The organism is Thermoleptolyngbya sp. M55_K2018_002 (assembly GCF_015295965.1).
Lineage (GTDB): Bacteria > Cyanobacteriota > Cyanobacteriia > Elainellales > Elainellaceae > Thermoleptolyngbya > Thermoleptolyngbya sichuanensis.
The window spans coordinates 1-8,741 of sequence record NZ_DVEA01000015.1 but is presented as its reverse complement, the minus strand read 5'-3'; the positions used below and the strand labels follow the sequence as shown (position 1 = coordinate 8,741).

4 protein-coding genes are annotated in these 8,741 nt (G+C 52.7%); all 4 read right to left on the bottom strand.

Annotation, left to right across the window (positions count from 1 at the left end):
• A partial coding sequence (locus IGS51_RS00695) for a tetratricopeptide repeat protein (protein ID WP_297074874.1) occupies window positions 1-4,011 on the bottom strand: 4,011 nt, incomplete at its 3' end.
• Between the two features lie 112 nt (window positions 4,012-4,123).
• Window positions 4,124-5,362 carry a hypothetical protein gene (locus IGS51_RS00690; protein WP_297074872.1) on the bottom strand — a complete coding sequence of 413 codons (1,239 nt, stop codon included), beginning with the start codon at window positions 5,360-5,362 and terminating at the stop codon, window positions 4,124-4,126.
• Between the two features lie 10 nt (window positions 5,363-5,372).
• Window positions 5,373-6,863, bottom strand: a complete 1,491-nt coding sequence (locus tag IGS51_RS00685) for a CHAT domain-containing protein (RefSeq protein ID WP_297074871.1) — start codon at window positions 6,861-6,863, stop codon at window positions 5,373-5,375.
• Window positions 6,864-6,915: 52 nt separating this feature from the next.
• On the bottom strand, window positions 6,916-8,283 hold the full coding sequence (locus IGS51_RS00680) for a hypothetical protein (protein ID WP_297074869.1): 1,368 nt from the start codon (window positions 8,281-8,283) through the stop codon (window positions 6,916-6,918).
• Window positions 8,284-8,741: the final 458 nt, after the last annotated feature.

Here is an 8,741-nt window from a genome sequence, read left to right as displayed (position 1 = left end):
TTGTTTTGCGTAGATGTGAGCGAGGGCGGAGTAGGCGTCGAGATAGGAAGGGGCGATGTCGATGGTTTGGGAGTACATGGCGGCAGCCTGTTCGAGGTCGTCTTGTCGCTCATAAGCGACTCCCAGGCTGAAAGAAGCGCCGGCGTTGTTAGGGTTCTCTCGCAGTGCATCCTGGAGCACGTGGATTGCTTCGGGGTAGCGTTCCAGTTGGATGAGGAGGTCGCCGATGCGTTCGTGAGCTGCGGAGGCTTCCTCGGGTCTTCGTTGTGCGATCTGGCGGTAGAGGTCGATGGCTGCCGATATGTTTCCTTGCTGTTCCTTGAGTTGCGCCAGCAGGATGTAGGGGTCGACGGCGTCTGGGGCGACCTGCATCGCCTTTTTCACCCACGATTCCGCCTGGTGCAGGTCTCCTTGTCGCAGGAAGAGTTCCGCCATGCGCAGATAGCCGATGGGTTGGCGTCGATCCAGCCTGACAGCCTGTCGATATGCTTTTTCCGCCTCCTTGAGCCTTTCCTGGCTTGTCCATAGGTCGCCAAGCAGGACGTGCGCTGTTGCGCCGAGTTCCGGCTGTCTGGCCATTTGCCGGTAGAGTTGCGCTGCCTCATCCGGTTGACCTTGACCCAACAGCAACTGTCCCAGTTGGAGATAGGCGTCCCTTCTGTTCGGCGCCAGGGCAATCGCCTGCCGGTAGGCGTTCTGCGCCTCTGTGTATGCCTGCTTTGCAAGCAACAAGTTGCCCAGCGAGATGTAGGCGTTGTAGGCCAGCTCTGGCTGCTCCGCCATCCGCCGACACACGTCCAACGCCTCATCGAGTTGACCCAGGTTCAACAGAAGTTGTCCTAATTGCAGATAACCCTCCGCCCTGTTCGGCGCCAACGCAATCGCCTGCTCGTATTCGAACTGGGCTTTCTCGAATTGCTCTCTCGTTTCGTATAACGAACCGATCTGTAAACTGAGAAACGGTTGTATTTCGATCGGATCGTGCCGTTTGCCAAGCAAGTAGATTTTCAGTGCGTCATCCGGTTTGCCTTGTTGTTCAGCCCAGTACCCCAATTCGAGATAACTCAAGCCGACTTCAGCTTTTGCCTGTTGGAGCATTTCCGTCAGTTCTTCTGAATCTTCAGGATTTTCCAACTGCATCAATAAAAGGCTCAGGGCAATATAGGCGTTTCGTCGCCAGGGGCACAATCTCAGAGCCTCGCGGTACTGCTGTACTGCCTGTTCGACTTGCCCGATCTGTTCTAGAACGCCGCCAATCTCGAGAAAAGCGTCGTACTGCAGGCCAGGCTCAAGTTCCACAATGCGTTGCCAGGCCGATATAACGCCATCTAATTTCTGTTCCGAGGCGCAGAATCGACCGAGCGCAATATATCCAGCCACCTCATCCGGCTCGAGTGCGATTGCTCTTTCCACTTCTTTGTAGGCCTCACTCCGCATCCCTTGCTCGAACAGCAATTCTGCAATTTTGATGTAGGCGTCTGCTCTTTCCGCATTGAGGGCAAGACAGCGGTTGAAAAAATGGCGCGCTTCGTCAAAACGGTGCGCAGCGAAGTAAGCGTCTCCTACCGCAATGTAAAAATCGTATTGCTGCACAGGCGAAGCCGATATGACCTGTTCAGATGCTTCAGCAACCAGGTGAGGTTGGTCGCATGCTGCTCCCAGGCATGCAAGTTCGGTTATTGCTTCCAGACGCTCTAGGTCCAGCGCAATGGCGCGTCGAAGCGTCCTTTCCGCTTCCGTCAATTTTCTCTGGCTGCGCAACACTTTGGCAAGAGCAGCCAATGCAATCGGGGCTAACCCCGACGTTTTCTCGGCTGCCGTTTGGTAAGACTGTATCGCTTTTTCCAGATCACCTTCGGCTTCCTGAACGATGCCCAGGCGCAGATAGGCAAGGCCGGTGGCGGGTTCCAGTTCGATCGCTGCTGTGTAGGCTTCGCGGGCCTGCATGTAGTCTTCAACGCTTTCACAGGCATAGCCATAGTCGATGTACGCACGATAGCGCAACGCCGGATCGATGCGCACGATTTCCTCCCAGACTCTGGCCACATGCGCAGGATCACCCTGCCAGGTGTATAGATCGCTCAACGCCAGCCACCCCGACAGTCGATGTGGCGCTAATTCGATCGCCCGATTCAGCAAACGTGCAGCCTCGGAACTTGCACGCACCGTTAAACACGCCTGCCCAGACCTGACAAGCAGGTCGTATTGCGCCCACGGTGTATAGGTCATAACCTTTTGTTCAATTTCATCGAGTTGATCAAATTCTCTGCGCAGGATGCTCAGTTCAGCCATAGAAAGGTAGGCCCAGGCGCGGTGTTTATCGAGTTCAATCGCTTTCTCGAATTCAGTCTTTGCCTGCGCCAGCCAGCTAGGTCGCTCGAGAGAGCCTGGATGGTTTCTGACCTTGTCCAACCATGCGTCGCCGATGCGACAGTAGGAAGCATATCGCTCCGCCCAGTCAAGCGTGGCGAGTTTCTCCTCGATTTCCACCATTTCAGAGATATTTTCCTGCTGCCTCAGCAGGTCAATCAGCGTGATATAAGGTCGTTTTCCTGCGATTCCTCTCTCCAGGCTGTCTCGACATACCTTGATTGCTTTCCAGAGCTTTCCTTGAGATTGATATAGTCCGGCAAGAGCTATGTAGGCCTCTTCGGCCATGGGATCCACCGTCTCGATGACCCTTTTGTAGAGTTCCTCAGATTTCAATGGCTCGTCAATCTGTTCATAGAACTGTCCAAGGGCGAGATAGGGTGCAGCTTGATCCGGGGCGGAAGCAATTGCTTTCTCGTATTCCAACCGCGCGCATTCAAAATCTCGCATATCTGTAAGGAGATTGCCCTTGCGAATTGAAGCGTAGTAGCCCCAAAACGGACTGATTTTCCAAACTTTGTCAATCAGGTCAAAAGCTTCTTTTGCCTTACGGAGCCTGGCGTAAATCCCACTTAACGCCAGATATCCTTCGATGTCATCTGGTTCGACTTCGATCGCTCTCTGATAGTAAGCGACTGCCTGCTTCCAACTTTCCTGCAACTCGAATACTCTGCCTATCGCCACGTAACCTTCGGCTTGATGGGGCTCCATCCGAATTGCTTCTTCAGCGCTTTCTGCCGCCAGATCGAGTCTTCCCCATCCAATTCCGGGCGAAGAGTGCAATGCAGCAATTGCGGCATGCACCTTTGCCTGTTCAGGTAGAAGTTGCACTGCCTGTTCCAATTCTTCCCACGCTGGCCCCAATTTACCCTCATCGTACAGGTGTGTGACACCAGCAAAATAGTGAAGCTCGCCGACCTGTTTTGGAGTGAGTCCAGGAGTTGCGGCTAGCTGCTTCACCATCGGCAGAGCCTCTATGTCGCGCCCTCTCGCTAGATGTTCAAACCCTTGTTTTAGCTGTTGAATTTCCGTATTCATCCGCTCTATATCAACAGGCCACTCCAGATTAGCTAGCAATTGAACACAAAAGTCGATCTCCCAGCTTGGCCCCTGGTAAACCGGAATGGCCAGGGCTTCGGCGCAGATGCGTTTCAGAGCTTCCAGACCTGCATCGATGGTGGTCTGAAGCAGATGATAGAGCCATTCACTGGCAAGGAGACGCCACTCTTCATCTTGAAATCGCTTAGCTCCGTTCAACGATCTGACGTCCAGCATCCGCTTGAATGTCTCTGCAGCGCGTGTATGAAGTTCCTGCCATTGCTGGATAACCTCTGGGCGCCGAAGACAATAATTGCGAAAGGAAGCCCTAAACTCCCATGTCTGGTCTCGAGTGGGATGAGGAATACAAATGTTGAGTGAGAGCATCCTGCTGTAGACTTCATCATTTGCGGCAGGACAGGGGCTTTCATCTGAACACATACCGATCATCACTTCTTTATCGAACCAGCGTGGGACCGTGCAGCGCAGAATTGCTCTTGCAAGCTCAGGATCGCTCAGATAGATTCGCTCGAACAGTGGATCGAGTAGAGAATCCAGACCTGCATCGTTGTTATTTTTATCGGTTTGCGAAATCAGATTCATTATGTTTTCCTCTGGCTGCCTGCTGATGGCAGAGTTGCCACTCGAATCACCTAAACAGGGTTGATAAACAGGAGTAACAAGCCACCGTGGCTTTCGTTCTACTTTGTTTAGGTCATTCAGCTTGAACCTCGAACTGCCTGACCAGCTTCCAGTTTTGCATAAACTCGTAGAAATCATGGGCGCTGCCGTGAATTCTTTTATTTAATTCTTTCACCATATCCAGCGTAACCCATGTCATGCCGAGACCCTCATGCGCCCATTCCCAGAGTTCATAGGCATCCATTTCCGGTAGAGGTTCCAGGCACAGGATATAGGGAGGACGACTTAGACTTTCGAGACCGATTTTCGGAGCACCGGTGAGCACCACCACCACATTCTGAAGCTCATATTGATCGCTTTCGAGCCAAGTATATAAAAGCCAGGAACGCACATCTTCCGATAGGCTTTCATCGAAACCGTGGAGCAAGATTACAAGACGACAGTCTCTCGCCAGATCCTGAAGTTGGCGCGATAATTCTGCTGCCAGAGAACTTAGCGAAAGTTGTGGTCGTCTTTCGCGCTGCCCCCACTCGCGATTAATCTGTTCGCAGGCGGCGCGAAGGTTTTTACGACTCTCTTCCAGCGTGCTCGCAAGCAAGGACAACACTCGGGTGGCAATTTGATGTGGCATCATGCGTTCATCCAATTTCAGCCTCACCGCCGCGATAGGCGCTCCAATTTCATCCATCCTTGCCAGTTCATTGCATTTGGCCTCAAGATATTGAACAAAACGGTCCGGATCAGCCTCGGGAGGGGCCGGGATCGTCACTATGCGGATGTCCTCTTTGCCCTGTTTCGATAGGACGATATCGACGAACTCATTGACCCAAAGATCTCTATCCCAGTGAAATTCTCCGCCTGCTTTCAGTATTCTTTCTGGTAGAGCACTCCGCATCCTGGGCGCAGATGGCACCGCACTTTTCTCTGCGCCAGGCGTGCTTCTTGTCAACTGCTTGGGAACCGGCGGTTGTTCTTGAATGGACGACGAGACGCAAATTTGATCCCATACTTCCCAAACTGCGTCCATTTTTTTCGTAGCTTTCTTTTCAAAGTCGGCGAGATGTTCGAGAAAACACTCGAGACATTTGAGCCCCCCAAACTCCAGGCACCGGTCAATAATTCCCGCAATTTCAATTAATGGATCGGCAGAGGCATCGAAGCTGATCTGCGGGTAATCGAGACGAACATAGGAAATGATTTGTTGACGCGTTGCCGCTGTTCTCATGTAATGACATTCCGACAATGCATCTCGCAGTCTGGCTCTCTGTTTGCTCGTCAATTCGATGCTTACCGGGTTGCTGCGAGTTGTCATTATCTCCTCCTCAACCCATCATCTCTTTCCATACGTTCCAGACCTCTTTCATAGTGTTCGCCTCAGCGCCTTCATAGCTTTCCAAGACCGTCAGAAAAGCCTGAAGGCATTCAGTCCCGCCATAGTCGAGACAACTGTCAAGGATATCCGCAACTTCTAATTGCGGGTCCGGGTATGAACGAAAGGAAAGCCCTTTGAAATCTCTTTGCAAGTCCGAAGCGATTTGTCGCCGAGATTCTGGATACTTCATATATTTGCATTTGAGCAAGGAATCGCGCAGCCTGGTCTTCTGTACTCCGGTGAAGTTCATCGCTTCTGAGAGCTTTTCCTGTTGCCCAACGATGTCAAACACCTTCCACTGTTTCGCCCGACAGTAGGCTGCAGGCGTGATCCACGCCCGATGGGCGATGCCTTTCAGGAACGAAACTTGCTGTCTGGCCAGCGTTACGGATTCGGCCAGCGTTGTGTCAGGGTTCAGTAGCTGTCTGTAAAATGTCTGGCTGAATGCCACGGCGGCGTCAGCCTCCATATCAAACTGCATCGCCACAGCAGCAGCGATCCCGCTGGAGTCGCTTAACAACCGTTGCGCTATTCCGCTGAATGCTCCGATTGGATAGAGTGTTTCGTCAGGCGGCTCGTCAGGTGTTGGCGCAGCGCTGGAGCACGCAGTGAATACTGCCAGTCGCACAGGCGTGTTTTGCAACATGTTGGCAAGGTCATGCGCTGTGAACCAATCGCTGGCATGGTTGTCTTCTCTCAGAAGGCAGATATATGCCTGGCTTGTAGGGTCGCTGCCGACGGGGTCAAACCCGCCATGTCCGATGAAATGGAAAACATCAAACTCCTTTAATCGAGCAGACAACCGATGGCGCGTCGGAGTCTCTTCCAGAGCCATGGTCACCTGTCCCTTCAACGACCTGAGTGTATGCTGAATGGCTTCAGCCTCTTCTTTGGCTTGGGCATTGGGTTTATCCGTTGGTGTTGCGATCACCACCAATACGCGCAACGGAAGCTTGATCTGTTTGGTGGGGAGGTCTGGCGCTCTCTGCAAACTGCGGCAGATCGGCGTATTGAGGTTCGTTGCAAGGAAACTTAATCTCTCGTGGTAGATTGCTTCGATTGGCAACTCCGCCAGTCTGATGGGATCATCTTGCTTGACTCGGCCTGGAGCTCGATGCTCAGCGTTCACCGTCGTCACGATGATGTGAAGACCTTTGCCATTGTTCGTCGAATGTTCCAGACAACTAAAAAATGCCGCCTCTAGCTCTGCGGTCATGAACGAGCGCCATACTGCACTGCCGATTTCTTTCAGCGCATCCAGATTGGGCCAACCATGCCTGCTACGTAAGCGACTCAGATGCTGGCGCGTCAAGATCGGACGAGTTGCGTCTTTTGCTCCAATAAGTCCCGAAATCGGAGAATCCTCCAGTCGAACATCCCACCACCCTGGCTCCGGATAGTCCTCTCGGATCTCGACGCGGAATTCATCATAGCGACTCATAGACTTCTCCCTCTATCCAAGAAAGGTTCGAGGGTTTTTCTCTGCTGACCGATCAATCAATGTTGGAAATGCGGTCCACGAAACTTGCAATAAATCGTCGGTGCGGCGACGAATCGTCGGAGGCGCGCAATCCGGTCGGGGCGCACTCTCGAATTAAACTGCGAGTGCGATCATTGATTGCCTGGAAGACCTCCGACAAGTGATCTGATTGCAGGCTGGCTTGCGTCGCTGCCAGACGGGCTGCGCTCACACAGTGGCGAGGCGTTAGATAGGAGGGTCTGTTCTGCCCTGTAAGAAGATATGTGGCTGCTGAAGCGATGCGGAGAGCGTCTCCAGGGGTAAATGGAAGGAGTGAGCGCATCGTCTTTCCTTGCAAAGGCTCCAGTGGTGAATCCATCAGCGCCTGAAAAACAAGTTTGCACTCGTCCAAATAAACCTGGAACTGAGGTTGTTCGCCGTACAGTTCTTTCCACCCGGATTCGATGTTTGTGGCATGAGTTTTGATTTGTTGGCACTCCGGTGCGAGTGTATGCGCATAGGCTGTGTCGATTAAAATGCGCACATAAGGGGTTGGATGAGGATCACTTGAGTTGTATTCCACAACAGATGAGCGGGGAAGGAGCAATAAATTTGCCAGAACCTCTGCAAAGGCGGGGCCTGCTAGTTGTAGCGCCACCAGGTCGGCGAAGACTTCACCTTGCCACTTCAGCCATACCTCGATTTGTGCAGGTTGGCGTCCTGCATTGGCGAGCGTGCGTTCGGTAGAAGCTTGTAGCGCAGGGCGCAGCTTGAAATCTGCCTCAAGATCGTGCCCGACCTCATGATGGATTGTCAGGAGTTCCCAGATATTTTCGACATGATCCCATGGAAGGGCAATTGCAGGAATTGGCAATGTCGCAACCCCTAACTCGTAGATGCGTCCATCGTTAGGCCGACTGCCGCGCACCCAGGTGATCGGGGAAAAGCCTGCGATCAGATAAGTCAACGGCGGCTCACGAAACTGGCTCCTGGGCAGGATTTTTTCATCTGCTGCTTTTTCCAGTGCGGAATGATAGCAATCGAAGGCAACTGTGTCGGCAAGCCAGAGAACATCTTTGTACGTAGGTGAGAAACGCAGTTCGAGTTTGGATCTGAAAAAATCCCACACTTTCTGCGCCAGGATGCTTTCCTGAACCAAACTCAGGGCATGGATGCGGAAAATCTCACTATCGCTCTCTGGATCAAGCTTGTTCAGAATAGTCTGCTGGCGGGCAGTAAATTCCTCCATCAATACGGAGATCGCTTTTATCTGGCTGTAGTGAATTTGCATGTCCAGTGCATGGATCGAACGCGCCTGCCACGCTTCGATTTCCTCGGCAAGCGCATTCACCCGTCGCTTCAGCTCTTCACAACGGCTTTGCAGAATGCTTTGGATAGGCATGGGCGCTCTCCTTCCGGGTGACTCACCCGACGCGAAACGTGCGTCCGCCCCCATGCCCAGAGAGGTGACCACACACTGGGACGTGCAAAATGAGGAGTCGCTTTCTTCTAAGTATAACTCTGTCTCTATATCAAATGATCAGCCGGTTGACCGGTTTATTATTTGGGATATGTCAACAGCTTGCCTTTGTGATTGGGATGCCTACGGCGGGCGAGGCTTCTTGGGGGGTTTTTAATGATGGCGAACGCGATGCAGTTGAAGTTCAATGTAGATATTTCCTGCGGAGCTACAGGCTGGCGAAGAACTATAACTGTGAAGTTGAAGCCATATTCAAAAGAGCGTTTCGCAACGATGCTCCACCCGCACCCGACGCGCCGCCAAATCGCTCAGCACAGCCTCGCAACAGCCGGGCGTCTGCCCTACGAACTCCGGCGGGCAGACGCCGGCGCGACGAAACG